This window comes from Microbacterium sp. GQ128, assembly GCF_059758615.1.
In genome coordinates, this window is sequence record NZ_JCAXDY010000004.1 from 436,516 (window position 1) to 461,023 (window position 24,508).

Consider the following 24,508-nt stretch of genomic DNA (forward strand, 5'->3'; position numbering starts at 1 on the left):
CGGCGTATCAGGGACGCCGCAGACGCTCCGGGTCCGGAGTGGAGATGGGATCCCACCCTCGCTTCGGCGCCCTGGATCCGTTCTGGTCGTCGCGGGAGCGGTAGACGATGTACGGGCGGAACAGGTACCCGACCGGCGCCGAGAACACGTGCACGAGGCGGGTGAACGGCCACAGCGCGAACAGAAGTGTGGCCGTGAGCACATGCAGCTGGAACAGCAGCGGCACATCGAGCATCAGGTCGGGTCGCGGCTGGAGGATGATCAGCTGGCGCAACCACGGCGAGACCGTCTCGCGGTAATGGAAACCACCGCCGAACACCTGGTGCACCACGGTGGCAGCGGTGCCGAACAGGAGCGTCGCCCCCAGGAACACGTACATCACCTTGTCCATGACGGTGGTCGCCAGGAACACGGCCGCGACCGTGCGGCGTCGGTAGATGAGGATGGCGAGCCCCGCCAGGGTCAGTAGCGCCGCCGCCGTCCCGAGCACGGTCGCCCCGATGTGATACATCTCCTCGTTGATGCCGATCGCGTACAGCCACTCCCGCGGGATGAGGAGTCCGACCACGTGCCCGGCGATCACCATGAGGATGCCGAGGTGGAACATCGGCGATCCCCAGCGCAGCAGCCTGTTCTCGTACGTCTGCGAGGAGCGGGTCGTCCAGCCGAACTTGTCGTAGCGATACCGCCAGATGTGACCGACGACGAAGATCGCCGCGCACACGTACGGCAGCGCGACCCACAGGATGATCTGCAGACTCATATCGATTCCCTCGCTCGGAATGCGGGCATCGGGAGGCTCAGCCCGACCGTCTCCGCGGGCGGCCCTTCATTCACCAGTGCGAGCACTCGCTCTCTCGTCGCCTGGTCGACCTTCGGCAACGACAGCGTCACGGCGCGCACGGGATCGGCCCAGCGACTACCCATGCTCTCCAGGGCCGCCCGCAGCACTTCGACGCCTTCTCGGTGCGCGGCCAGGAGAGCGTCGGCGATGGGAGACCCCGACAGCGCCGAGAACTCCAGCACCGCCGGCAGGAAGTCGGGCAGGTCGGCCGCGTCGAATTCCCAGCCCGCGGCACGGTACGCCTCGAGGAACGTGACGAGTGCGGTGCCGCGACGCCGAGTGTCACCGGTCGCGTAGTAGCTCAGGTACAACGAGCACTTCCGCTTCAGGTCGAACGTCGTCACGTATTCGCGCTGCAGCCCCGATGCACCATCACGCTCCGCCCCGTCGAGGAACCGCGTCATCGGGTCGGCCACGGCGCGGGGCAGCGCTGCGATGTGCGCGCGCAGGACCGGGATCCGATCGAACCACGCGGCGTCCGGATACTCCAGCAGCAGCGACGCGAGCATGTGCACCGTCCGACGCTGCCCCGCGGTGAGCGCCGCAGGAGCCAGCGTGTCGGGAAGCGGGCGCAACGGTGTGACCCGTTCCGTCCGGTCCCGGATGGGGAGCACGCTGCTCACGACTTCGCCTCCGGTGGGAACATGCCGCCCGGTCGGCCGTTGCCGTCCCAGTTCAGCAGGTTCAGGCGATTCGGGGTCGACGGTCTGTCGGCGGTCTGCCGGTCGGCCAACACGTGGAAGTTCTCCACGGCGACCGGCGTCGGATAACCGCTGTTCGCGCCGAAGGGGCCGGCACCGCCCATGCCCGGCCCGTCTTCATAGTCGAGCGAACAGGCCATCTCCTCCAGCTCGTGCGCTCTCTCCGCGTGCGCTGCCGGGATCACGTATCGCTCCTCGTACTTCGCGATCGCGAGCAGCCGGTACATCTCCTCGATCTCGGTACCGGTCATGCCGACGGCCGCCGCGATGCGCTCGTCGCGCTCGTCATCGATGCTGACCCCGCGCATGTAGGACCGCATCGCCGCGAGCTTGCGCAGCGATGCGTCCACCGGTTTCGGATCGCCCGCGGTGAACATCTCGGCGAGGTATCCGATCGGGATCCGGAGCTTGTCGATCGCGGCGAAGAGCGTGCGCGCATCTTCGCCGTCGTTGCCCGACCCGGTGATCACGTCGACGACCGGCGACAGCGGCGGGATGTACCAGACCATCGGCATCGTCCGATACTCGGGGTGCAGGGGAAGCGCGACCTTGTACTTCTGGATCAACCGATGGATCGGGCTTCGCTGGGCCGCCTCGATCCAGTCCTCGGGGATCCCGTCACGACGTGCGGCCTCGATCACTGCCGGGTCGTTCGGGTCGAGGATCACCGAACGCTGCGCCTCGAGGAGCTCGTGCTCGTCCTCCACCGCCGCAGCTTCGGCGACCCGATCGACGTCGTAGAGCACCAGCCCGAGGTACCGCAGTCGGCCGACGCAGGTCTCCGAGCACACGGTGGGCAGCCCGACCTCGATCCGCGGGTAGCACATCGTGCATTTCTCGGCCTTGCCGGTCTTGTGATTGAAGTAGACCTTCTTGTACGGGCAGCCCGACACGCACATGCGCCACCCGCGACATGCATCCTGATCCACGAGGACGATGCCGTCCTCTTCCCGCTTGTACATCGCACCCGACGGACACGAGGCCACGCACGAGGGATTGAGGCAGTGCTCGCAGATGCGGGGCAGGTAGAACATGAAGGCCTTCTGGAATTCGGCCTCGACCTGCTCGCTCATCTTCTGCAGGATCGGGTCCTCCTGCATCGTCTCGATGGAACCGCCCAGGTCGTCGTCCCAGTTGGCCGACCACGAGATCTTCATGTCCTTGCCGGTGATCAGACTCTTCGGTCGGGCCACCGGAGTGTGCTCACCGCTCGGAGCGTTGACGAGCATGTCGTAGTCGTACGTCCAGGGCTCGTAATAGTCGTCGATGCCCGGCAGCTTCGGGTTGGAGAAGATGCGCATGAGCTTCGCCAACCGTCCACCGCTGCGCAGGCGCAGCCGACCGCGCTTGTCGCGCACCCAGCCACCGCCCCACTTCTCCTGATCCTGATAGCCGCGCGGGTACCCGACGCCCGGTCGTGTCTCGACGTTGTTGAACCAGACGTACTCCATGCCGGTGCGGTTCGTCCATGCCTGCTTGCACGTGACCGAGCAGGTGTGACACCCGATGCACTTGTCGAGGTTCATCACCATCGACATCTGCGCCATGACCTTCATCGGTACCGCACCTCCTGGTCGCGGCGGCGGATCGTGGTGACCTCGTCGCGCTGGTTCCCGGTCGGGCCGAGATAGTTGAACGCCCACGACAGCTGCGCGTAGCCGCCGATCAGATGGCTGGGCTTGAGCAGGATGCGGGTGAGGGAGTTGTGGATGCCACCGCGCTGGCCACTGATCTCCGAGATGGGCACATCCACCGTTCGATCCTTCGCGTGGTACATGTACACGGTCCCCTCGGGCATGCGGTGCGACACGTTCGCCCGCGCGACCACCACGCCGTTGCGGTTGTAGGACTCGATCCAGTCGTTGTCGCGGACACCGATCTTCTCGGCGTCCTGCGGACTCATCCAGATGGTGGGGCCGCCGCGCGACAGCGACAGCATGAAGAGGTTGTCCTGATACTCCGAGTGGATCGACCACTTGGAGTGCGGCGTCAGATAGCGCACATGCACCTCTGCGGCGCCGTTGGTTCCGGGGACGACGTCGCCGAACAGCCGGTGCATGTCGAGCGGCGGGCGATAGATGGGCAGCGCCTCGCCGAGCTCGTCCATCCAGTCGTGGTCGAGGTAGAAGTGCTGGCGACCGGTCAGGGTGTGCCAGGGCTTGAGGTGCTCGACGTTTATCGCGAAAGCCGTGTAGCGGCGCCCTCCGTGTTCCGATCCCGACCATTCCGGAGACGTAATCACGCTGCGCGGCTGCACCGAGACGTCGGAGAAGGTCAGGTGCGTCCCTTCGTGCTCCTCGGCGAGGAACGCCATCTCCTGGCCGGTGTGCTTTCCGAGCGCCTGGAAGCCCTGCACCGCGAGGCGGCCGTTGCTCGTGCCCGAGAACGCGAGGATCATCTCGCACGCACGACGGTCGCTGTCCAGGCGCACCGATCCGGCATAGGGACCAGCCTCGACGACGCCGTTGCTCCTCTTGAGCTTCTCGATCTCGGGCTCGGCCCGATACGTGATGCCCTTGGTGGTCATGCCCAGCTTCTGCGTGAGCGGTCCGAGCGCCTTCCACCGAGCGAACAGATTCGGGTAGTCGCGCTCGACGACGACGAGCTTCGGCATCGTCACGCCCGGCACGCGCGGCAGGTCCTCCACCTTGCCGTGAGGCGTCGCCATCGCGTCGGGGGTGTCGTGCTGCAGAGGCGCCGCCACGAGGTCCCGCCGCACACCCAGGTGGGTGCGGGCCATCTCGCTGAACTTCTCCGCCAGCATCCCGAACGTGTCGAAGTCGGTCTTGGTCTGCCAAGGCGGCGCGATCGCCGGGTTGAACGCATGGATGAACGGGTGCATGTCGGTCGACGAGAGGTCATGCTTCTCGTACCAGGTCGCCGCCGGCAGCACGATGTCGCTGAAGAGCGTGGTGCTCGTCATGCGGAAATCTGCCGTCATCAGCAGATCGAGCTTGCCCTCCGGAGCCTCGTCCCGCCAGGTCATGGTCGTCGGACGAGAGCCGGGCGCGGTTTCGTCGGCGCGGATCGCCGCGTCGGTGCCGAGCAGATGCTTGAGGAAGTACTCGTTGCCCTTGCCCGAGGAGCCGAGGATGTTCGCTCGCCACACCAGGACGACGCGAGGGAAGTTCTCCGGCGCGTCCGGATCCTCCACGGCGAACTTCAGGGAACCGTCGTCGAGGCTGTCGACGACGTGCTGCGCCGGCTCCTTTCCGAGAGCATCGGCCTCGTCGCACAGATCGAGCGGGTTGCGGTCGAACGTCGGGTAGCTGGGCATCCATCCGCGCTGCACGGACTCGACGAGACAGTCGGCCGTGGTGCGGTCGGCGAAGCGGCCGAGACCCAACGGAGACGAGAGCTGGTCGGCCGGGAGTCCGTCGTAACGCCACTGATCGGTCGCCAGGTACCAGAATGCGGTGCCGATGGTGTGACGCGGAGGGCGGCCCCAGTCTGCGGCGGCCGCGTACTGCTGGTATCCCGTGATCGGACGCACCTTCTCCTGCCCGACGTAGTGCGCCCAGCCGCCGCCGTTCACCCCCTGGCATCCGGTCATGGTCGTCAGCGCCAAGAAGGTGCGGTAGATCGTGTCGGAGTGGAACCAGTGATTCGTGCCGGCGCCCATGAGGATCATCGACCGACCGCCCGACCGCTCGGCGTTGTCGGCGAACTCGCGTGCGATGCGAAGCGCCTGCGGGGCGGGCACCGCCGTGTGCTCCTCCTGCCACGCCGGCGTCCCCGGACTGCTCGCGTCGTCGTAGCCCGTCGGCCACGCACCCGGCAGCCCTTCGCGACCGACGCCGTACTGCGCGAGCATGAGGTCGAAAACGGTCGTGACCTTCCGCCCGGCGACCGTGCGCACCGGAACGCCGCGCACGACGACGCCCGCCCCCCCGGCATGCTCCTGACCCGGCTCCGGGTCGAGGTCGAAGCGCGGCAGCCGCACCTCGACGGCGTCATGATCACCCGGCAGGTCGCTGATCGAGAGCGGCGGAACGACGTCGCCGAGGTCGAGATTCCAACGCCCCTCGTCCTCTGCCGTGAACCGGTGGCCGAGGGAGCCGTTCGGAACCACAGGGTTCCCGACGGCGTCGAACAGCACCGGCTTGAAGTCCGCGCGCGCCTGCGCTGCCGCATCCCCGTCGAGATCCGAGGCGGTGACGAACTTGCCGGGCACCAGCCCGCCGTCTCGCTCTTCCAGAGCCACGAGGAAGGGCGCATCGGTGTAGCGCCGCATGTAGTCCTCGAACCGCGGTGTCCGCTTCTCGACGAAGTGCTCGCGGAGGATGACATGCCCCATCGCCAGAGCGAGTGCGGCGTCCGTACCCGGGTGGGGCGCGACCCATTCGTCGGCGAACTTGGTGTTGTCGGTGTAGTCCGGCGAGACCGTGACGACCTTCTGGCCGCGGTAGCGCGCCTCGGCCATGAAGTGCGCGTCCGGCGTGCGCGTGACGGGGACGTTCGACCCCCACATGATGAGGTAGCCCGCGTTCCACCAGTCGGCGGACTCGGGGACGTCGGTCTGATCGCCGAACACCTGGGGGCTCGCCACGGGCAGGTCGGCGTACCAGTCGTAGAACGACAGCATCGTTCCGCCGAGCAGGTTGAGGAAGCGGGAGCCCGCGCCATGGGAGACCATCGACATGGCCGGGATCGGCGAGAAGCCCGCCACCCGGTCAGGGCCGTACTTCTTCACCGTGTGCACGTGGGCCGCGGCCGCGATCTCGAGCACCTCGTCCCAGGTCGCACGGATCAGACCGCCCTTGCCGCGGACACGTTTGTAGGCGGTGGACTTCTCCGGATCCTCGACGATCGAGGCCCAGGCGTCGACGGGGTCGGCGTGCACGGCTCGCGCTTCGCGGTAGAGCTGGGCGAGGGTTTCTCGGATGTACGGATAGCGCACCCGGGTCGGCGAGTACGTGTACCAGCTGAAGGCAGCGCCGCGGGGGCATCCGCGCGGTTCGTACTCCGGAGAGTCGGGGCCGATGGAGGGGTAGTCGGTCTGCTGCGCCTCCCATGTGATGATGCCGTCCTTGACGTACACCTTCCAGGAGCAGGAGCCCGTGCAGTTCACGCCGTGCGTGGACCGCACCACCTTGTCGTGCGACCAGCGATCGCGGTAGAACGCGTCGCCCGAGCGGCCGCCCTCCAGAAACAGCGAGCGGAGATCGGAGGAGACCTCGCCCGGCCGCATGAACCTGCCGAGGCTCACCAGCCCGTCGGCGAGAGCACCGTCGGTGGAGTGCGGACTCTCGGTTCGGATGCCAGGGGTCATCGTGTCTCCTTCAGGCGGCCTTTGACTCAGCATCCAACACCCGGACATGTACCCGCACAAGGGTGCGCCGTGTTAATCCGCGAAGCAATTAGCACGGGAGAACAGGGTGGTGGGCGGGGTGCTCGCGGGGCTACTCTCGTCGCTCAGAGGAGGAACCACCCATGAGTTCTGCCGCATCTTCTCCCGCCCGGTCCGAGCTCAAAGGCGGCTTCGCGCAGGTGATCCTCGCGACCCTCGCCTCCACGGTCGGCTTCTGGGCCTGGATGGCGATCGCACCGCTGCAGAAGGCGTACGCCACCGAGATGGGCCTCGATGAGGGGCAGATCTCCCTGATGCTCGCCACGCCCGTGCTGGTGGGTGCACTCGGACGCATCGTCGTCGGCGCGATGACCGACCGCTTCGGCGGGCGGAAGATGTTCACCGCCGTGCTGCTGATCTCGGTTCCGGCCGTGCTCCTCGTCGCGGTGGCAGGAGAGATCCGCAGCTTCCCTCTGCTTCTGATCGCCGGGTTCTATCTCGGTGTCGCCGGAACGATCTTCGCGGTCGGCATCCCCTTCTCGAGCGCGTGGTTCCCGCCGGCTCGACGCGGGTTCGCGAACGGCGTGTTCGGTATGGGGATGATCGGAACGGCCGTCTCGGCGTTCTTCACCCCCCGCCTGGTGGAGTCGATCGGGTACCTCCCGACGCACCTGGTGATCGCGGGGGCGCTGGCCGTACTGGCCGTGCTGTCGTGGTTCTTCCTCCGCGACTCGCCCGTCTGGCGTCCCAACACCGAGCGGTTCGTGCCCAAGGTCGTCGGCGCGCTGAAGCTCGCGGTGACGTGGGAGATGGCGTTCCTCTACGGCATCGTGTTCGGTGGATTCGTCGCGTTCTCGACCTTCCTGCCCAAGTACCTCACCACGATCTATCCCGACGACGTCGACGTCGTCGGAGCGGGGACGCGAACCGCTCTCTTCGCCGCGGCGGCGGTCATCGCGCGTCCCATCGGCGGCGTGCTGGCCGATCGCTTCGGCCCCAAGGTGATCGCACTGATCTCGCTCGGGGGGATCGTGTCCCTCGCGTACATCGTGGGCCAGCAGCCGCCCGAAGGTATCGTCACCGGGGTCACCTTCATCCTGATGGCCGCTGCGATGGGGCTCGGCATGGGTGCGGTCTTCGCCTGGATCGGTCCATCGACGCCACCGGAGAAGGTCGGATCCGTCAGCGGCATCGTCGCGGCAGCGGGAGGCCTCGGCGGATACTTCCCGCCCCTGGTCATGGGAGCCACGTACAACGCCGACACCAACTCCTACTCCCTGGGCCTCTGGCTTCTCGTGTTCGTCGGCGCCTTCGCCCTGGTGGTCGCGGGAATGCTCCGAGACGTGGGCGGAAAGCGTAATCTGGGACGATCGTGACCACCGTTCCCGTGCAGATCGGACGCCGGATGCCGCTGGCGCCGGCCGAGACCTCCACGGCCTCCACCCGTGCACTCCTGGACACGCATGGCCGCAGTCACCGGGATCTCCGCATCTCGCTCACCGACCGCTGCTCGTTGCGCTGCACCTATTGCATGCCGGAGCAGGGCAACGAGTGGCTCGCTCGCGAGTCGATCCTGTCGGTCGACGAGATCGTCCGGGTCGCCCGCATCGCCGCGGCGGCGGGCATCACCACGTTCCGCCTCACGGGCGGCGAACCGCTGCTGCGTCGCGACATCGTCGACATCGTGCGCCGACTGCGGGAGATCGACACCGACGACGGCCCCGTGCAGGTCGCGATGACGACGAACGGAATCCGCCTCGACGAGGTGATCGACGACCTGATCTCCGCGGGCCTGAGCCGCCTGAACATCTCGATCGACACACTGCGCCCCGACAGGTTCGCCGCCTTGACGCGACGTGACCGCCTCGACGACGTGCTGCGTGGGATCGCGGCGACCTCATCATCCGGATTGCGCCCGCTCAAGCTGAACACGGTCGCGATGCGCGGGGTCAACGAAGACGAGCTGTGCGACCTCGTCGATTTCGCGATCGCGCACGGAGCCGAACTGCGCTTCATCGAGCAGATGCCGCTGGACGCCGGTCACACCTGGGATCGGGATCGGATGGTCACCCGTGAGGAGATCCTCGACACGCTCGCCGAGCGCTGGACGCTGACAGAGATCCCCGGCCGCGGCGGGGCACCTGCCGAGCGTTGGCGTCTCGATGGCGGGGTGGCGACGGTCGGCGTGATCGCCTCTGTCACGGCTCCCTTCTGCGGCGCATGCGATCGTCTGCGACTGACGGCCGACGGGCAGCTGCGGAACTGCCTGTTCTCCACCGATGAGTTCGACCTCCTTCCTGTGCTTCGAGCCACGGGCGGCGCGGGCTCCGACGCGGCGGTCGACGACGTGCTGCGGCGCTGCGTCTGGGCCAAGCTCCCCGGTCACGCGATCAACGACCCGGCCTTCCTCCAGCCGGCGCGCGGCATGAACGCCATCGGAGGCTGAGTCCGGCGCCGAGCGCCTGCTCGAACGCGCCTCAGCGCGTGCGCCCTCCGTCGAGCCGCACCACGCGGTCGACCGTTCCTGCGGGCGGCGCCACGTGCGAGATGAGCAGCACCGACTGCTCCCCCGCCGCCTCGAGCAGGTCGCGCAGCAGGGCGTCCGATGCGTCGGGATCCACGCCCGCCGTCGGCTCGTCGAGGACCAGCACGGGGAAGCCGCGCAGCAGCGCGCGGGCGAGGGCGATGCGCTGCGCCTGACCACCCGACACGAGCGCGCCACGGTCGCCGACCCTGGCATCGAGGCCACCGCGCTCCCGGGCCCACTCCCCGAGGCCGACCCGGTCGAGCACGGCGTACAGCTCGTCGTCGGTCGCCGTGTCGCGGGCGAAGAGCAGGTTCTGGCGGATGTCCTCGTCGAACAGTTGGGGGCTCTGCTCGCACAGGCCGATCACGCGTCGCAGCGCCGGCCCGGACAGCCCCGCCGCATCCCGCCCGTCGACCAGGTAGTCGCCCTCCACGCGGAGGAAGCCGACGAGGGCAGCCGCGAGCGAGCTCTTGCCCGCCCCGCTCGGTCCCGCCACCAGCACCCTCTCCCCCGGCTGCAGATCGAGGTCGACACCCGTCAGCGCGGGAGCACCACCGGGCCAGTCCGCACGGACCCCGCGCATCCGGATCGTCGGCGTGCCGTCGAGCTCGATATCGTCGCCGGCGTCGGGTCGGAGCTCGTCCGGCATCCGCTCCGGCAGCGCGTCGACGATGCGTTCCGCGCTCGAACGGACGCTCCGCCACGAAGCCGCAGCCACCGGAACCGCGCCGAAGATCTCGAACACCACCATCGGCACGAGGACCGCCACGGCCAACCACGGTCCGTCGATCGAGCCGTCGGCGAGCCCGGGCGCAGCGGCGAAGAGAGCCCAGACGGATGCCGCCCCGGCGACCGCGGACACGACGCCCGCCGCGATGGCCTGAGCCAGCGAGGCACGGTCGACGACGCGTCGCAGGCCCGCGTCCGCCGCTGCGATCCGCTCGCGTGCCTGCTCCTCCGCACCGTAGGCCAGGAGCACGTCGAGGCTGCCGAAGTAATCGACGAGCGCGGCCGAGAGCTCGGCCCGTCGCACGGACACGAGGGCTTCGGCGCGCGAGCCGAACACCCAGCCGAGTCCGATCGCCGCGGCCGCCGCGATCAACAGGCAGACCGCCAGCGTGAGGGCTGCCGGCGGCGAGACGAACGCGATGAAACCGACGGCCCCGACCGCCACGAGCGCGGCGACCCCGAGCGGCTGCACCACGCGCAGGGGCAGGTTCTGCAGGTTCTCGACGTCGTCCACGAGCGCGGTGAGCATCCGTCCGCGATCCATCGTGCCGAGACCGGCCGGAGAGAGCGGGGTCAGCCGACGCACCATGTCGGCACGTGTCGAGGCGAGCTGTCGCAGCGCCGCATCATGTCCGCTGAGGCGCTCGAGGTACCGGGTGACCGCACGGGACACCGCGAAGAACCGCACGCCGACGACCGCGATCGACAGCGGCACGAGCGAGTCCACGATGGAGGCGCTCACAATCAGCCAGCCACTCACCGCCAGCAGGCTCACCGCGGCGGCGGCCGACAGCACACCCCAGACCAGTCCGGGGAGGAAGCGTCCGATCGGCGGCTGCGCGAGCTTCAGGACGTCGCGGATGCGGTCGCTGCGCGAGTGCAGGGTGTCTGGTTCAGGGCGGCGCGCGGTCATGCGTTCACCCCCAGCGTCACCACGTGGTCGGCGATCTCCCGCGCCGTGCGACGGTGCGAGACCAGGAGGACCATCGCGCCGGCATCCGCTCGATCGCGCAGCGACCGCCAGAGCCGGGCCTCGGTCTCGGGGTCGAGAGCACTCGAGGGCTCATCGAGCGCGAGCACCCGGCGCGGGTCGGAGGCCTGGCGATACAGCGCCCGGGCGACCGCGACCCGCTGCGCCTGACCTCCCGACAGGCCGCTGCCCTGTACGCCGAGCTGGAGGGCGGGGTCGATGCCCTCGGCGCACGCGGCGTCGAGGGTCTCGCGGATGCGGTCGGCATCCGGTTCCGGGTCTCCGAGGGCGACGTTCTCCGCCACGGTCCCCCGCATCAGCCCCGGAGTCTGTCCGGCCCAGGCGAGCCACGCGGCCGGGGAGAGCCCGCGGATGTCGTGCCCGCCGAACGCGGCCGCGCCGTCGAAGTCGGCCGCGCCACGAAGCGCCGCGAGCAGCGACGACTTGCCCGCCCCGCTCAGCCCCTCGATCAGGGTGATCGTTCCCGGCTCGGCCGCGAACGACACGGGCGGCAGCTCCCGCACGCGCAGCCCTTCGACCACAAGGTCTCCCGGTTTCGCCGCATCCGCCGGTCCCACTTGCAGGACCGATTCACGGATGCCGGGCGCATTGCCGGCGATTCCTCCTGCATCCGTGGAAACGTCCTGCATCTGTACCCGAGCCCGCGCCGCGTCGAGCACCTCGAACACGTCTTCGGTCGCCGCAACCCCCTCGGCGGCCGCGTGGAACTGCACCCCCACCTGTCGGATCGGCAGGAATGCCTCGGGCGCGAGCAGCAGCACGAACAGCCCGACTTCGAGCGTCAGATCGCCCGACAGCAGACGGAACCCGACCGACACCGCGATCAGCGCGACCGCGAGCGAGGCCAGCAACTCCATCGCGAAGCCGGACAGGAAGGAGAACCGCAGCACCTTCATGGTCTCGCGGCGGTATTCGTCGGCCGTGACCTCGATGCGGTCGGCCGCACGGCGGTCACGCCCGAACAGCCGCAGCGTCGACAGCCCCTGCACCGTGTCCGCGAAGCGCGCGGCGAGAAGCTGCAGCGTCTGCCACTGCCGCGTCTGCACGGTGCGGGTCGCCATCCCGATCAGGATGAGGAACAGCGGGATGAGCGGCAGGGTGATGATCGCGGTGAGCCCGCTCGGCCAGTCCTGCCACCACATCACCGCGACGAGGACCGGCGTCGCGATCACGGTCAGCACGAGCTGCGGGATGTACCGCGCGAAATACGCGTCGAGTGCCTCCAGCCCATGCCCCGCGGTGACGGCGAGCTCGGTCTGGTTCCGCTGCGCGAGCCAGCCCGGTCCCAGTCGACCGACCGCCGAGATCAGGGCCGAGCGCAGCTGCATCCCGGTCTTCGCGGCCGCGCGCGTGCCCGCGGCATCCGATGCGGCGATCAGCAGTCCGCGCAGCAGCGCCGTGGCCAGCAGCCAGAGCAGCGATGCCGTGACGTCGCGCCCCGCGATCGCCCCGGTGACGGCATCCGTCAGCAGCCAGGCGAAGACGACCACGACCGCGGTCTGGACGACGCCGATCAACGCGGATGCCGCGAGGAACCCCCTCGCGGCACGCGCGTATCGCAGCAGTCTCGGGTCGACGGGTTTCACGCGTGCGCCGGAGCCCCCTCGATGGATTTCCGGGTGACACGCTTGCGGAACACCCAATAGGTCCACGCCTGGTAGGCGAGCACGAGCGGCATCGCGATCAGGGCGGTCCAGCTCATGATCTGCAGCGTATACGGAGTGCTGGAGGCGTTGGCGATCGTGAGGCTGTAGGCCGGGTCGATCGTCGACGGCATCACGAACGGGAAGAGGGCGCAGAACAGCATGACCACGGCGAACAGCACCGTGAGCATCCCGGAGAAGAACGCCCAGCCGTCACGCCGGACGAGCGAGAACCCGACGGCCGCGATGAGGCTGACTGCGGCGAGCGCGCCGGCACCGATGACGAGCCAGAGCAGCGGAGCCTCGCGTCCCATCGCGATCGCGACCGTCCAGATCACGGTGGCCGCCGCGACGAGGATCGTCGGGATGGCAGCTCGCTTCGCGAGGCGCCGCGCATCCTCGTGCACCTGACCGTCGGTCTTGAGTGCGACGAACAGCACACCGTGCAGGAAGAACAGCAGCAGCGTGGTGACGCCGACCAGCAGGGCATACGGGTTGAGCAGCGCGAAGAAGCCGCCGACGTAGATGTGGTTCTCGTCGATCGCCACACCCTGCACGATGTTGCCGAAGGCGACGCCCCACAGCAGCGCCGGGACGACCGAGCCGATCACGATCATCCTGTCGAAGCCGGCCTTCCACTTCTTGCTCTCACGCTGATGCCGATACTCGAACGAGACGCCGCGCAGGATCAGCGCGAGCAGGATCAGCAGCAGCGGCAGGTAGAAGCCACTGAACAGCGTGGCGTACCACTCGGGGAACGACGCGAACAGCACGGCGCCGGCGACGATGACCCAGGTCTCGTTGAGATCCCAGACCGGACCGATCGTGTTGATGACCTGCCGGCGCGAGACGTCGTCCTTGCCGAGGAACGGCAGCGACATGCCGACACCGAAGTCGAACCCGTCGAGCACGAAGTAGCCCACGAAGAAGAAGGCGACGATGAAGAACCAGAGTGTTGCGAGATCCATGATGCTCCTCCCTCTCAGTAGACGACCGACGGCAGCTGGGCCGTCTCCTCGTGCGGTTGCTCGTCGGTGTCCGGTCCCTTCTGCGCGGCCCGGATGATGAGGCGGACCTCGACGACGGCGAGCGCCGCGTAGATCGCCGTGAACGAGATCAGCGAGATCAGCACCTCGAGGCCGCTGACGCCGGGCGAGACACCGTCCTGGGTCGTCATCAACCCGAACACGATCCAGGGCTGCCTGCCCATCTCGGTGAAGACCCAGCCCATGATGTTGGCGGCCAGCGCGAGCGGGAACGACCAGATCGCGAGCTTCCACATCCACTGCGTCGGCGGCTTCTTGGCGCCCTTGCGGGTGAGCCACAGGCCGGCGACCGCGACGAGCGCGGCGGCGATGCCCAGGCCGATCATCCAGCGGAACGCCCAGTACGTGATCCACAGGACCGGGGCGAATTCCGTCAGCCCCGTGGCGGCGTATGTCTGGGCGTACTCGGCGTTCAGGTCGTTGATGCCGTGCACACACGCGTCGAGGGTGTGCGTCGACAGCAGCGACAGCAGGTACGGGACGCGGATGGAGAACAGTTCGGAGCTGCCGTCCGGCGTGCCCAGGGTGAAGAGGCTGAACGAGGCGTCCGGCCCGCAGACCGTGTTGAAGGTCGCCTCCGCTGCCGCCATCTTCATCGGCTGCGCGGCATACATCGCGAGTCCGAGCTGGTCGCCCGTGAGCACGACCCCGGCGGTGGAGACGATCATCGCCCACAGGCCGAACTTGAGCGAGATGCGCATGGTGTCGAAGTGCTGACCGCGCGAGAGGTGCCAGGCCGAGACCGAGATCACGACACCGGCCGCGAACATGAACGCACCGAAGATCGTGTGCGGGAACGCGGCGAGCGCGACGGGGTTGGTCAGCAGCGCCCAGAAGTCCGTCAGCTCGGCGCGGTTCGTCGCCTCGTTGAACGTGTAGCCGACCGGGTTCTGCATGAACGCGTTGGCCGCGATGATGAAGTACGCCGAGAGGATGCTGCCGATCGAGACGCACCAGATCGTGGCGAGGTGCAGCTTCTGCGGGAGCTTGTCCCAACCGAAGATCCACAGTCCGATGAAGGTCGCCTCGAAGAAGAAGGCCAGCAGGCCCTCGAACGCGAGCGGGGCGCCGAACACGTCGCCGACGAAGCGGGAGTAGTCGGACCAGTTCATCCCGAACTGGAACTCCTGCACGATGCCCGTGACGACACCCATGGCGAAGTTGATCAGGAAGATCTTGCCGAAGAAGCGGGTCAGGTGCAGGTACTGCACCTTGCCGGTGCGCACCCAGGCGGTCTGGAAGATCGCGGCCACCAGGGCCATGCCGATCGTCAGCGGCACGAACAGGTAGTGATAGACGGTCGTCAGCCCGAATTGCCATCGGGCGAGAGCGAGCGGATCAAGCCATTCCATGCGCTACTCCTGTTCTGTGAGGCCGTTGCCCCGCGCCGTGACGCCGTAGCGTCGTTCCCTCGGCCGGCCGCGCCGTGGCGTCGCGCAGCTGGACGGTGCAGTCCGAAGCGAGGACGGCGTCGTGGACGCACTCGGCTTCGAGTGGTCCGCCGGCCTCGTTCAGCACGCTCTGCATGAGTTCGAGATGCACGCGGCACAGCATCGGGCGGTCCTCGGAACGACTGGCCGCGTGCGGGCACGGGCTGAGGTCGACGGTGAGGCTGCCGTCGTCGACCACGGGTTCGAAGCCGCTCTCCTCCAGGTGCTCGACCAGCGCATCGAGCTGATAGGTGGCCTCGCGGCCGAGGTCCGACCCCGCGTCGGGGATCATGCTGCGCATCAGGTCTCCGCGGCGTGCGGCCGCCTTGGCCTTGTCGCGCGCCACCGGGCTCGACGCCCCCGGCGCGCCTGTGGCTGCCCGGTAGAGGGTGCGCGGCCGCCCTCGCGTCGTGCGGTGCTCGACCGTCGGGATGACGTGGCCGCCTTCGATCAGGCGCTGCAGGTGCTCACGGACGGTGTTGGGATGCAGATCCGTGGCTGCGCACAGTTCCGCGATCGTGAGTTCCGCACGCCCCGTCGAGCTTCCCGCTTCGAAGAGCAGATGCAGGATCTGCACCCGGGAGTAGCTCGATATCGGCCCGCAAACGGACCCGCCGTTGGCCATGATCCCAGTATCCCGCGATATTGGATTCGCGCACCGGTGCCCGGCCGTGAATAAACACCTGGTCGATAGGGATGTCCGATCCCGGCGATAGCCTGGGGGCATGGCCACCCGAAAACCCGCTCCCCCAGCCTACGTGTGCACGGAATGCGGGTGGACCACCGCGAAGTGGGTGGGCCGTTGCGGTGAATGCCAGCAGTGGGGCACCGTGCAGGAACAGGCGGCGCAGACCGGCATCCTCCGACGCGTGGGGCCCGTCGCTCCGACAGCGGATCGCGCTGCGCGACCGATCACCCAGATCACGACGCAGGATGCTCCGCGGCGCTCGAGCGGTGTCGGCGAGTTCGACCGGGTGCTCGGTGGCGGGATCGTTCCCGGAGCCGCCATCCTGCTCAGCGGCGAGCCGGGCGTCGGCAAATCGACCCTGCTGCTCGAGGTCGCGGCGCAGGCGGCTCGCGGCGGGCGCCGCGTCCTCTACGCGAGCGCCGAGGAGTCTCCGGGTCAGGTGCGGCTTCGCGCCGAACGCACCGGCGCCCTGCACGACGAGCTGTACCTGGCGAGCGAGACCGACCTGGCGACGATCCTCGGCCACATCGACGAGGTGAAGCCGCAGCTCGTCATCGTCGACTCGGTGCAGACCGTCTCGTCGTCGCTGATCGACGGCGCCGCCGGGCAGCCGAGTCAGGTGCGCGAGGTCGCGGCGACCCTGATCCGCATCGCGAAGGATCGCGATCTACCGATCATCATCGTGGGTCACGTGACGAAAGACGGCCAGGTCGCCGGCCCCCGCGTGCTCGAGCACCTGGTCGACGTGGTGTGCCACTTCGAGGGAGACCGGCAGACGTCGCTGCGCTTCATCCGCGCGCTCAAGAACCGCTTCGGCCCGACCGACGAGGTCGGCTGCTTCGAGATGACGGGCGATGGGATCGCTGAGGTCCCCGACCCCTCGGGCCTCTTCCTCTCGCAGGGAGCCACCGAACCGGGCACCTGCGTGGCGATCTCGCTCGAGGGGCGTCGCGCGCTGCCGGTCGAGGTGCAGGCACTCACCGTTCCGAGCAACGCCCCCAACCCCCGCCGCATCGTGCACGGGGTCGACTCCTCCCGCGTGGCCATGGTGCTGGCCATTCTCGAGCGGCGCGCGAACATCAAGACGAGCACCCTCGACGTCTACGTGTCGACGGTGGGCGGCGTGCGCTTCACCGAACCGGCCGCCGACCTCGCGATCGCCATCGCGGTGGCCGGCTCGATTCAGCAGATCTCGGTGCCGCGCACCGTCGCCGCCGTGGGCGAGCTCAGCCTCGCGGGCGAGATCCGTCCGGTCACCCAGGCGGCGCAGCGTCGATCAGAGGCCGCCCGACTCGGCTACGACCAGGTCGTCGACGACCGGTCGAAGACCCTGCGCGCCGCGCTCGGAGATGTGCGCGCACGCAACACATCGCGCCGTTCCGATCGCGACATCCCGCCGTTCTGATCGATCCTTCGATCAGCACCCGTGTCGGAGTGCGTCAGGCGTCGAGCGCCTTGAGCAGCTCGGTCGGGTCCGCCTGCATCGGGTGCGGGCCCGCGATGTCGAGGAACACGGTCGTGATCGGGTGCGCCGCCAGGAATCGTCGCAGCCAGTCGGCCGAGTAGATGCCCACGCCGGGCGGGAGGTTCGCCGGCTTGTTCTTCGCGTCGCTGAACAGCAGCAGCGCGAGGTCGCCGGTGTTCGCGTCGCGGTAGGTCCACACCTCGCCGCTGTCGAGCGGATTGTCGCGGGCTCCCGGCTTGATCAGCGGCACGACCGTGGTGCCGTTGCGGAGGGCGAGGGCGACCGCTGCGACGTCCTGCTTCTCGAGGGCCAGAGCCAAAGCCTCCGACCGGAAGTCTTCGGGGGCGGGCTTCTTCTTCCCGGGTTTCGCCTTCTTCGCTGCCATGCATCCAGCTTAGGCAGGCGCCGAGGCGCCGCGCGCGGAATCAGCGGCGGAGACGATTGGGGCCCTCTCGAGTCCTCCATTGGGGACTGGGGTACTCGAGAGGGCCCTCGGACTCTCGGAGCGGCGGTGTCGAAGCGCTGGGGACGCTGTAGTTCGACGCCACTGGGGATGGCATGATGCCGCATGATGCGGAGAGTCACCTCAATGGTATCCCAAAGATCCGCACCTGTCTGCCTCAGACGGCCAACGTTCACCAGGTCGCGTCTTTCCGCACGGGAAACCGCTCAGTGCGACGCATTTCGAAGGCGCCGCGGGCCGATCGCTTCGAACTGCGAACTACGGATTCCGTGCAGGTCAGTAGAGGAGGATCTGCGTGGTCGTCACGCTCGTGAACCCGCCGATCGACACCTCGACGTGGTACGAGGCTCCCCCGCCTGGAGCGCGCTGGCGGTTCTCCTGGTCACAGGTCTCGACGCTGGAGCGGGTGCGATCCCAGGTCACCGGGTCCTTGCTGGTGACCGTCGTGCCGGCGGTGAGCGTGGCGATCATGCTGCTCGGGTTCTCCTGGCAGTCCGTGGACCGCCACCAGACGTCGGCGCCACTGGAGATCGTGAAGACCTGCGTCGTCGAGCCGACGTCGAGCGTGCAGTCCTTCGTGCCCTTGTTGGTGAGCGAGATGGAGAGCTTCGGCAGGACACCCGCCGGGTAGGTCTCCGCGTCGGTGACGGCTGTGACCTCGACGTCTTTCGCCTCGCACGCCACGATCGCCGGCGTCTGCTCCGCGGAAGGACTCGGCGACGGCGACTCCGAATCGGTCGGAGTCGTCGTGGGCGTCTCCGACGACGAGGAGGTCGGCTTCGGAGAGGCATCCGCGGCGGCCCAGGGCTTCGCGATCAGGAGCCAGATCCCGACGCCGACGGCAGCGACGAACAGAATGAGCCCGATCACCACGACCAGTCGCCGACGACGATAGACGGCAGCGGAACGACGGGGCATGGTTCCAGGTTAAGCGATCCTGCCCGTGCAGCCTGGGAGGCCGGGCGGGGGGCTGGCCTGTGCCCTCAGAGCACCTTGAGCATGCGCGTGTTGCCGAGCGTGTTCGGCTTGACGTGAGCGAGATCGAGGAACTCCTCGACACCCGCGTCGCCGCTGCGCAGCAGCTGGGAGTACACGTCGGGGTCGACGACCTGTTCGCCGATCGGCGTGAAGCCGCGGCGGCTGAAGAACTCGACCTCGAAGGTGAGGCAGAACAGGCGCGACAGCCCGAGCGTGCGTGCGTTCTCCTCGAGCCGGTCGACGATGGCCCGCCCGACACCGTGGTGGAGCCAGTCGTCCTGCACGAGCAGGGTGCGCACCTCGCCGAGGTCCTCCCAGAACACATGCAGCGCGCCGCATCCGATCAGCACGCCATCGGCCTCGGCGACGACGAACTCCTGCACGGCGCCATAGAGCACCGCCAGATCTTTGCCGAGCAGGATGCGCTGCTCGACGAGGGGCTGCAGCAGGTTGCGGATGCCGACGATGTCGGCGCTGCGCGCCGGCCGGACGATGTACTCGCTCACGCATCCACCCTAGAACCCGCGACTCCGAGCCGTTCCCAGATGCGCACAGTTTCGGAGATCCTCCCCGCGCGACACAACTTCGGAGATCCGCGACGACACGCCGGGACCCCGCGCCGGAGGACGGCGCGGCGTGCGCGATCTCCGAAGTTGTGCCGTCCTGCGCCGGACACAGGAAAGGGGCGGATGCCGCAGCATCCGCCCCTTTCGTGATTCAGCCGGAGGTCACTCCCCGCTGGCGACCGCCAGGTCGGGGGTGCCGGCGATCGCGCCGCCGCCGGTGTTGACGCCGACCGCGACGGGGCCGCCGTCGCGCGGACCGTGCTCGAACAGGAACTCCCCGTCCTTCGCATCGACCTTCACGTGGTCACCGGAGTTGAGCTCGCCGTGCAGGATCTTCTCCGACAGACGGTCCTCGACCTCGTGCTGCATCGCGCGACGCAGCGGTCGGGCGCCGAGCGCCGGGTCGAAGCCGATCTCGATGAGACGCTCCTTGGCGGACTGCGACAGCTCGATCGTCATGTCGCGGTCCAGCAGCCGCTCGCCGAGGCGCTTGGTGAACAGATCGACGATCTGCACCAGCTCGCTCTTCGACAGCTGCGGGAACACGATGATGTCGTCGACACGGTTGAGGAACTCGGGCTTGAAGTGCCGCTTGAGCTCTTCGTTCACCTTGCCCTTCATCCGGTCGTAGCTGGTCGAGTCGTTGCCCTCGATCTGGAAGCCGACGGGACCACCCGCGATGTCGCGTGCACCGAGGTTGGTGGTCATGATGATGACCGTGTTCTTGAAGTCCACGATCCGACCCTGGCCGTCGGTGAGCCGACCCTCTTCGAGGATCTGCAGCAGCGAGTTGAAGATGTCGGGGTGGGCCTTCTCGATCTCGTCGAACAGCACCACGCTGAACGGCTTGCGGCGCACCTTCTCGGTGAGCTGACCGCCCTCTTCGAATCCGACGAATCCGGGAGGGGCACCGAACAGACGCGAGACGGTGTGCTTCTCACCGAACTCGCTCATGTCGAGCGAGATGAGAGCTGCTTCGTCGTCGAACAGGAACTCGGCGAGCGCCTTGGCGAGCTCGGTCTTTCCGACACCCGTGGGGCCGGCGAAGATGAACGAGCCGGAGGGGCGCTTCGGGTCCTTGAGGCCGGCACGCTGGCGACGGATCGTCTTGGAGAGGGCGGCGATCGCCTCTTCCTGACCGATGACACGCTGGTGCAGAGCCTTCTCCATGAAGACGAGCCGGCTGGACTCCTCTTCCGTGAGCTTGAAGACGGGGATGCCGGTGGCCTGCGCGAGCACCTCGGCGATCAGTCCCTCGTCGACGACCGCGGAGGTCGCGACATCGCCCGCACGCCACTGCTTCTCGAGACGCAGACGCTCGGCGAGCAGGCTCTTCTCCTCGTCGCGGAGGGAGGCGGCCTTCTCGAAGTCCTGCTCCTCGGAGGCGATCTCCTTCTGCTCGCGCACGGCGGCGATCTTCTCGTCGAACTCGCGCAGCTCGGGCGGGCTCGACAGGATCGACAGACGCAGGCGTGCGCCGGCCTCGTCGATCAGGTCGATGGCCTTGTCCGGGAGGAACCGGTCGGAGACGTAGCGGTCGGCGAGATTCGCCGCGGCCACGATGGCACCGTCGGTGATCTGCACCTTGTGGTGCGCCTCGTAGCGGTCGCGCAGTCCCTTGAGGATGTTGATCGCATGCGGCAGCGTCGGCTCGTTGACCTGCACCGGCTGGAAGCGGCGCTCGAGCGCGGCATCCTTCTCGAAGTGCTTGCGGTACTCGTCGAGCGTGGTGGCACCGATCGTCTGCAGCTCACCACGGGCGAGCAGCGGCTTCAGGATGCTGGCCGCGTCGATCGCACCCTCGGCGGCACCCGCACCCACGAGGGTGTGGATCTCGTCGATGAAGACGATGATGTCGCCGCGCGTGCGGATCTCCTTGGTGACCTTCTTCAGGCGCTCCTCGAAGTCACCGCGGTAGCGGGAACCGGCGATGAGCGAGCCGAGGTCGAGCGAGTAGAGCTGCTTGTCCTTCAGCGTCTCGGGCACATCGCCCTTGACGATCGCCTGGGCGAGGCCCTCGACGACGGCGGTCTTTCCGACGCCGGGCTCGCCGATCAGGACGGGGTTGTTCTTGGAACGGCGGGAGAGGATCTGCATGACCCGCTCCGCCTCCTTCTCGCGCCCGATCACCGGGTCGAGCTTGTTGTCGCGCGCAGCCTGGGTGAGGTTGCGACCGAACTGGTCGAGCACCGCGGAACCACCCTGGGTGCCGGCCGGCGAGTCGTTGGTCTGCGCGCCGACGGATGCCGGCTCGCGTCCAGGGGCTCCGGAGAGCAGCTGGATGACCTGCTGGCGGACCTTGTTGAGGTCGGCGCCGAGCTTGACGAGCACCTGAGCGGCGACGCCCTCGCCCTCACGGATGAGGCCGAGCAGGATGTGCTCGGTGCCGATGTAGTTGTGGCCGAGCTGCAGAGCCTCGCGGAGGCTGAGCTCGAGCACCTTCTTGGCGCGCGGCGTGAACGGGATGTGCCCGGTCGGCTGCTGCTGGCCCTGGCCGATGATGTCCTGCACCTGCTCGCGCACGGCGTCGAGGGAGATGCCGAGGCTCTCGAGGGCCTTGGCGGCGACGCCTTCACCCTCGTGGATGAGGCCGAGCAGGATGTGCTCGGTCCCGATGTAGTTGTGGTTGAGCATCTTCGCCTCTTCTTGGGCGAGGACGACCACTCGACGGGCTCGGTCCGTGAATCTCTCGAACATGCTGTGACTCCTTATTCGCACGGGGCGAAGACGCGTGAAGCGCTTGTACATCGAGAGTAACCACCACGCAGGGCCGGTATGCCCGTGTTCGCCGTGGGCATACCGGGGGTTGACCGAGTTATCGACAGTCGTTATGTTAACGACAGTCGATAACAACGACCATGGATAAGGAGCACTCATGACCTCGCCGAAACAGGACACCCTGTCGCGTGGCGACACCGGCGCGCTCATCGCCTTCTGCCTCGCCGGAGCCGCGATCGCGGCGTACATCACGATCTTCTCCCTCATCCGCATCCTGACCCTGCTCGGGGGAGCGTCGGTTCCGGTGATGGTCGAATTCGTGGACCAGCCTGTCGAGGTACCGCTCGGAGCGGGCGGCGCCGACATCACCCTGGAGCTCGATCGCGCGGCCATCAACGCATCGGCGCTGCCCCCGATCGCCGTCACGACGGGCGTCATCGGGCAGATCCTCCAGATCGTCACGATCGTCCTCGTGATCGGCTGCCTCCTTTTGCTCGCGCGCAGCATCCTCTCCGGCATCGTGTTCAGCCGCCGCAACACCCGGCTCGTGATGGTGGCCGGGCTGAGCGGCCTGTTCGGCTACGCGGCCGTGCAGTTCTTCGACAACATGCTCGCCAACGCCACCGTCGCATCCGAGATCGACAACTCCATCCACAACGCCGTCATCAGCGTCGAGCCCTTCACCTTCATCCTGGCGGCGTTCGTGATCGCGATCATCGGCACAGCCTTCGTGGTCGGCGATCGACTGCAGCGCGAGACGGAAGGACTCGTCTGATGACCGCGACGAACACGACCAGCAGGGCCACCCGATCGGAGACGGCGGACGCCATCACCGTGATCCTCTACGCCGCCGCGGCGCTGGTCACGGTCGCGTTCGCCACGATCCTCCGCGTCGCGAGCACGTTCCGCGAGACGGGGATCGCCTGGACGATCCCGATCGACCAGCAGCCGATCTCGGCGACGACCGACTCGGGCGTCATCTCGATCGAAGGGTTCGCCGACGAGGCGATGGTCATCACGAGCGGCGTGGACACGGTGTCGATCGTCGCGATCGTCGCCGCCATCGCGCTGTGGGCGCTCGCGGCGCTCCTGGTCATCGCCAGCGTGACCTTAGTCGCCTGGAACTTCCTGCGCGGCCGGTTCTTCGTGCGCACGAACGTCCGGGCGTTCAACATCATCGGCTGGACGCTCGTGGGAGCGCCGATCCTGATCGTGATCCTGGAGACGATGGGACGCAACGGCGTGACCGCCGCCCTCGGTCTCGGCGAGGGGGAACCGGTGCATCCGATCGAGTTCTGGACGATCGCGCCGTTCTTCGCCGCCGGGGTGACCGTCGGCCTGGTCGCGGTCGCGTTCCGCCGCGGCATCCGCCTGCAGCACGAGAAGGCGGCGCTCGAGAAGGAAACGGAAGGACTCGTCTGATGCTCAGCTTCGGATCGGATGAGCTCGGGCAGTCCCTGCTCTACATCGGCATCGGTCTCGGCGTGATCGCCCTGATCGTCGCGGTCGTCGTGTGGAACAGCCGCCGCCGCGGCAGCCGTACGGTCGCGCTCGACGCCGCGCTCACCCTCTCGGGATGGTGGATCCTGCTGGGGATCTTGAGTGCCGTGACCTACATCATCAAGGCGTTCACGGTCGACTGGGCCGAGCTCGACGGGCAGACGTACGTATACCTGGACTGGCCCGCGAACCTGCCCTGCTCCGAATTCGGCGACAGCGCGACGACGATGCTCATGTGTGGCAGCGAACCGCTCTCGGAGTTCACCGTCGGGAACGCGTCCCTCGGGCTCCGGCTGCTCGCCGCGGCGGCCCAGCTGAGCACGGTGGCTCTGACGACCATGCCCGCCGTGATCCTCGCGGTCATCTGCTTTCACACGCTGCGCGGGCGCGTGTTCTCGCGCACCGTCACGCGGGCTCTCGTAGGCGGTGCCATCGCGGTGCTCGTGTTCGGCATCGCGGCCGACCTGCTGGGCGGCATCGCCGCGACCGCCGGGCTGCGCGAGGTGTTCCCGCCCGACAGCGAGTGGTACCCCTCGGCCTATCAACTCACCGTCACCCCTCTCCCCTTCGGGGCCGCGCTCGCGCTCATCGCCCTCGCCGCCGTCTTCCGCCAGGGCATGCGCCTCGAACAGGACCGGGCTCGCCTGCAGCAGGAGACCGAGCGCCTGCAGAAGGATACGGAGGGCCTGGTGTGACCCCGGCCGAGAGCGACGACGAGCTCACCGGCATCCACTGCCGGCTCGACGAGCTGCTCGCCGACCGCGGGATGACGCTGACCGAGCTGAGCGCCACCGTGGGCGTGAGCATCGTGAACCTGTCGGTGCTGAAGAACGACCGCGCCCGCGCCATCCGCTATTCGACGCTGCGCGCGATCTGCGAGGCGCTCGACTGCTCCCCCGGCGACCTGCTGGTGCTCGCGCCGCGCTGAC

The 24,508-nt window shown here is 68.1% G+C and carries 20 protein-coding genes; 7 read left to right on the forward strand and 13 right to left on the reverse strand.

From position 1 onward, the window contains the following. Nucleotides 1-7: 7 nt before the first annotated feature. Genes narI through AC6CHX_RS15700 form a run of 4 tightly spaced genes read right to left on the reverse strand, consistent with a single transcriptional unit; the run spans nucleotide 8 to nucleotide 6,817 of the window. Nucleotides 8-763, reverse strand: coding sequence for a respiratory nitrate reductase subunit gamma (gene narI / locus AC6CHX_RS15685; RefSeq protein WP_136041602.1), 756 nt, complete (start codon nucleotides 761-763; stop codon nucleotides 8-10). After that, nucleotides 760-1,467: a nitrate reductase molybdenum cofactor assembly chaperone gene (gene narJ / locus AC6CHX_RS15690; RefSeq protein WP_240745034.1), complete on the reverse strand. Its 708-nt coding sequence runs from the start codon at nucleotides 1,465-1,467 to the stop codon at nucleotides 760-762. The genes narI and narJ overlap by 4 nt, the downstream gene beginning before the upstream one ends. Next, nucleotides 1,464-3,101, reverse strand: a complete 1,638-nt coding sequence (narH, locus tag AC6CHX_RS15695; protein WP_136041601.1) for a nitrate reductase subunit beta — start codon at nucleotides 3,099-3,101, stop codon at nucleotides 1,464-1,466. Before narH ends, narJ begins: the two co-directional genes overlap by 4 nt. Next, a complete protein-coding gene (locus tag AC6CHX_RS15700) occupies nucleotides 3,098-6,817 on the reverse strand; it encodes a nitrate reductase subunit alpha (protein ID WP_498273567.1) in 3,720 nt (1,239 codons plus the stop codon). Before AC6CHX_RS15700 ends, narH begins: the two co-directional genes overlap by 4 nt. Before the next feature lie 161 nt (nucleotides 6,818-6,978). Between AC6CHX_RS15700 and AC6CHX_RS15705 the strand changes: the two genes are divergently transcribed. Continuing rightward, entirely contained in the window at nucleotides 6,979-8,211 is a 1,233-nt protein-coding gene (locus tag AC6CHX_RS15705) for an MFS transporter (protein WP_136041599.1), read from the forward strand. 29 nt (nucleotides 8,212-8,240) lie between these two features. Beyond that, complete coding sequence (gene moaA, locus AC6CHX_RS15710; RefSeq protein ID WP_498273600.1) at nucleotides 8,241-9,281, forward strand: GTP 3',8-cyclase MoaA; 1,041 nt, start codon at nucleotides 8,241-8,243, stop codon at nucleotides 9,279-9,281. A gap of 31 nt (nucleotides 9,282-9,312) precedes the next feature. On the opposite strand, the gene cydC is transcribed toward moaA, so the two are convergent. From cydC to AC6CHX_RS15735, 5 genes are read right to left on the reverse strand one after another with little or no spacing between them, the layout of a single operon-like run. Further along, entirely contained in the window at nucleotides 9,313-11,004 is a 1,692-nt protein-coding gene (cydC, locus tag AC6CHX_RS15715; RefSeq protein WP_498273568.1) for a thiol reductant ABC exporter subunit CydC, read from the reverse strand. Continuing rightward, nucleotides 11,001-12,668, reverse strand: coding sequence for a thiol reductant ABC exporter subunit CydD (gene cydD / locus AC6CHX_RS15720; protein WP_498273569.1), 1,668 nt, complete (start codon nucleotides 12,666-12,668; stop codon nucleotides 11,001-11,003). The genes cydC and cydD overlap by 4 nt, the downstream gene beginning before the upstream one ends. Beyond that, complete coding sequence (gene cydB, locus AC6CHX_RS15725) at nucleotides 12,665-13,693, reverse strand: cytochrome d ubiquinol oxidase subunit II (protein WP_136041596.1); 1,029 nt, start codon at nucleotides 13,691-13,693, stop codon at nucleotides 12,665-12,667. The genes cydD and cydB overlap by 4 nt, the downstream gene beginning before the upstream one ends. 14 nt (nucleotides 13,694-13,707) lie before the next feature. Next, nucleotides 13,708-15,123: a cytochrome ubiquinol oxidase subunit I gene (locus tag AC6CHX_RS15730; protein WP_498273570.1), complete on the reverse strand. Its 1,416-nt coding sequence runs from the start codon at nucleotides 15,121-15,123 to the stop codon at nucleotides 13,708-13,710. Continuing rightward, nucleotides 15,110-15,826, reverse strand: a complete 717-nt coding sequence (locus tag AC6CHX_RS15735; protein ID WP_498273571.1) for an ArsR family transcriptional regulator — start codon at nucleotides 15,824-15,826, stop codon at nucleotides 15,110-15,112. The genes AC6CHX_RS15730 and AC6CHX_RS15735 overlap by 14 nt, the downstream gene beginning before the upstream one ends. Nucleotides 15,827-15,926: 100 nt before the next feature. Here AC6CHX_RS15735 and radA point away from each other — a divergent pair, with 100 nt between their 5' ends. Beyond that, a complete protein-coding gene (radA, locus tag AC6CHX_RS15740; protein ID WP_376101141.1) occupies nucleotides 15,927-17,294 on the forward strand; it encodes a DNA repair protein RadA in 1,368 nt (455 codons plus the stop codon). 34 nt (nucleotides 17,295-17,328) lie between these two features. On the opposite strand, the gene AC6CHX_RS15745 is transcribed toward radA, so the two are convergent. The 4 genes from AC6CHX_RS15745 to AC6CHX_RS15760 all read right to left on the reverse strand — a co-directional run bounded on the left by AC6CHX_RS15745 (nucleotide 17,329) and on the right by AC6CHX_RS15760 (nucleotide 22,058). Beyond that, complete coding sequence (locus tag AC6CHX_RS15745; protein ID WP_498273572.1) at nucleotides 17,329-17,739, reverse strand: dehydrogenase; 411 nt, start codon at nucleotides 17,737-17,739, stop codon at nucleotides 17,329-17,331. A gap of 354 nt (nucleotides 17,740-18,093) precedes the next feature. Further along, nucleotides 18,094-18,735, reverse strand: a complete 642-nt coding sequence (locus tag AC6CHX_RS15750) for a hypothetical protein (RefSeq protein ID WP_498273573.1) — start codon at nucleotides 18,733-18,735, stop codon at nucleotides 18,094-18,096. Between the two features lie 65 nt (nucleotides 18,736-18,800). Next, nucleotides 18,801-19,301, reverse strand: a complete 501-nt coding sequence (locus tag AC6CHX_RS15755) for an amino-acid N-acetyltransferase (RefSeq protein ID WP_029262444.1) — start codon at nucleotides 19,299-19,301, stop codon at nucleotides 18,801-18,803. Nucleotides 19,302-19,523: 222 nt separating this feature from the next. Beyond that, nucleotides 19,524-22,058, reverse strand: a complete 2,535-nt coding sequence (locus AC6CHX_RS15760; RefSeq protein WP_498273574.1) for an ATP-dependent Clp protease ATP-binding subunit — start codon at nucleotides 22,056-22,058, stop codon at nucleotides 19,524-19,526. Between the two features lie 178 nt (nucleotides 22,059-22,236). Here AC6CHX_RS15760 and AC6CHX_RS15765 point away from each other — a divergent pair, with 178 nt between their 5' ends. The 4 genes from AC6CHX_RS15765 to AC6CHX_RS15780 are packed head-to-tail and all read left to right on the forward strand — an operon-like array spanning nucleotide 22,237 to nucleotide 24,507. Beyond that, complete coding sequence (locus AC6CHX_RS15765; RefSeq protein WP_498273575.1) at nucleotides 22,237-22,854, forward strand: hypothetical protein; 618 nt, start codon at nucleotides 22,237-22,239, stop codon at nucleotides 22,852-22,854. After that, nucleotides 22,854-23,501, forward strand: coding sequence for a hypothetical protein (locus tag AC6CHX_RS15770; RefSeq protein ID WP_498273576.1), 648 nt, complete (start codon nucleotides 22,854-22,856; stop codon nucleotides 23,499-23,501). Before AC6CHX_RS15765 ends, AC6CHX_RS15770 begins: the two co-directional genes overlap by 1 nt. After that, the gene (locus tag AC6CHX_RS15775; protein WP_498273577.1) at nucleotides 23,501-24,274 is read left to right on the forward strand and encodes a hypothetical protein; all 774 of its coding nucleotides are present in this window, start codon (nucleotides 23,501-23,503) and stop codon (nucleotides 24,272-24,274) included. Before AC6CHX_RS15770 ends, AC6CHX_RS15775 begins: the two co-directional genes overlap by 1 nt. After that, nucleotides 24,271-24,507: a helix-turn-helix domain-containing protein gene (locus tag AC6CHX_RS15780; RefSeq protein ID WP_136041587.1), complete on the forward strand. Its 237-nt coding sequence runs from the start codon at nucleotides 24,271-24,273 to the stop codon at nucleotides 24,505-24,507. Before AC6CHX_RS15775 ends, AC6CHX_RS15780 begins: the two co-directional genes overlap by 4 nt. Nucleotide 24,508: the final 1 nt, after the last annotated feature.

Coding starts and splice junctions, on each gene's coding strand:
- narI (WP_136041602.1), bottom strand. CDS start 763: ATGAGTCTGCAGATCATCCTGTGGGTCGCGCTGCCGTACGTGTGCGCG.
- narH (WP_136041601.1), bottom strand. CDS start 3,101: ATGAAGGTCATGGCGCAGATGTCGATGGTGATGAACCTCGACAAGTGC.
- AC6CHX_RS15700 (WP_498273567.1), bottom strand. CDS start 6,817: ATGACCCCTGGCATCCGAACCGAGAGTCCGCACTCCACCGACGGTGCT.
- AC6CHX_RS15705 (WP_136041599.1), top strand. CDS start 6,979: ATGAGTTCTGCCGCATCTTCTCCCGCCCGGTCCGAGCTCAAAGGCGGC.
- moaA (WP_498273600.1), top strand. CDS start 8,241: ATGCCGCTGGCGCCGGCCGAGACCTCCACGGCCTCCACCCGTGCACTC.
- cydC (WP_498273568.1), bottom strand. CDS start 11,004: ATGACCGCGCGCCGCCCTGAACCAGACACCCTGCACTCGCGCAGCGAC.
- cydB (WP_136041596.1), bottom strand. CDS start 13,693: ATGGATCTCGCAACACTCTGGTTCTTCATCGTCGCCTTCTTCTTCGTG.
- AC6CHX_RS15730 (WP_498273570.1), bottom strand. CDS start 15,123: ATGGAATGGCTTGATCCGCTCGCTCTCGCCCGATGGCAATTCGGGCTG.
- AC6CHX_RS15735 (WP_498273571.1), bottom strand. CDS start 15,826: ATGGCCAACGGCGGGTCCGTTTGCGGGCCGATATCGAGCTACTCCCGG.
- radA (WP_376101141.1), top strand. CDS start 15,927: ATGGCCACCCGAAAACCCGCTCCCCCAGCCTACGTGTGCACGGAATGC.
- AC6CHX_RS15745 (WP_498273572.1), bottom strand. CDS start 17,739: ATGGCAGCGAAGAAGGCGAAACCCGGGAAGAAGAAGCCCGCCCCCGAA.
- AC6CHX_RS15750 (WP_498273573.1), bottom strand. CDS start 18,735: ATGCCCCGTCGTTCCGCTGCCGTCTATCGTCGTCGGCGACTGGTCGTG.
- AC6CHX_RS15760 (WP_498273574.1), bottom strand. CDS start 22,058: ATGTTCGAGAGATTCACGGACCGAGCCCGTCGAGTGGTCGTCCTCGCC.
- AC6CHX_RS15765 (WP_498273575.1), top strand. CDS start 22,237: ATGACCTCGCCGAAACAGGACACCCTGTCGCGTGGCGACACCGGCGCG.
- AC6CHX_RS15770 (WP_498273576.1), top strand. CDS start 22,854: ATGACCGCGACGAACACGACCAGCAGGGCCACCCGATCGGAGACGGCG.
- AC6CHX_RS15775 (WP_498273577.1), top strand. CDS start 23,501: ATGCTCAGCTTCGGATCGGATGAGCTCGGGCAGTCCCTGCTCTACATC.